Origin of the sequence: Nocardia speluncae NBRC 108251 (genome assembly GCF_001613245.1) — a bacterium.
GTDB classification, from domain to species: domain Bacteria; phylum Actinomycetota; class Actinomycetes; order Mycobacteriales; family Mycobacteriaceae; genus Nocardia; species Nocardia speluncae.
The window spans coordinates 1-567 of record NZ_BDBZ01000060.1 but is presented as its reverse complement, the minus strand read 5'-3'; the positions used below and the strand labels follow the sequence as shown (position 1 = coordinate 567).

At 63.0% G+C, this 567-nt stretch carries 1 protein-coding gene; it reads right to left on the bottom strand.

All coding sequences use genetic code 11. The features are described from left to right. A partial coding sequence (locus tag NS6_RS33565) for an AMP-binding protein (protein WP_157113115.1) occupies window positions 1-567 on the bottom strand: 567 nt, incomplete at both ends.

Here is a 567-nt window from a genome sequence, read left to right as displayed (position 1 = left end):
GGCACCACGTAGGCGACCAGCTGCTCACCCAACTGGGAAGCAGCCACCGTCACCGCCGCCTGACTCACCTGCGGCTGCGCCAGGAACGCCGACTCGATCTCACCCAGCTCGATCCGCTGACCACGGAACTTCACCTGAAAATCCGTACGACCCAAATACTCCAGCACCGGCTCACCATCGACCCGCTGCCACCGCACCAAATCCCCCGTGCGATACATCCGGACACCCGGATCGAACGGACTCGCCACAAACCTGTCAGAACTCAGATCCGGACGCGTCACATACCCACGAGCCAACTGATCACCCGCAAGATACAACTCACCCGTCACCCCCTCGGGCACCGGACGCAACCGCGAATCCAACACATACACGCGACTGTTCCACTGCGGCACACCGATCGGCACACTCCCGGTCTCCGCGCCGGTGGCCTGCCAATAGGTGATCGACACCGCGGCCTCGGTCGGACCGTACAAGTTGTGCACAGCCGCATCGGACACCGCGTGCATCGCGGTCACAGTCTCCGGGGGCAAAGCTTCACCGATCACGAACACATGCTCGAGACTCGGA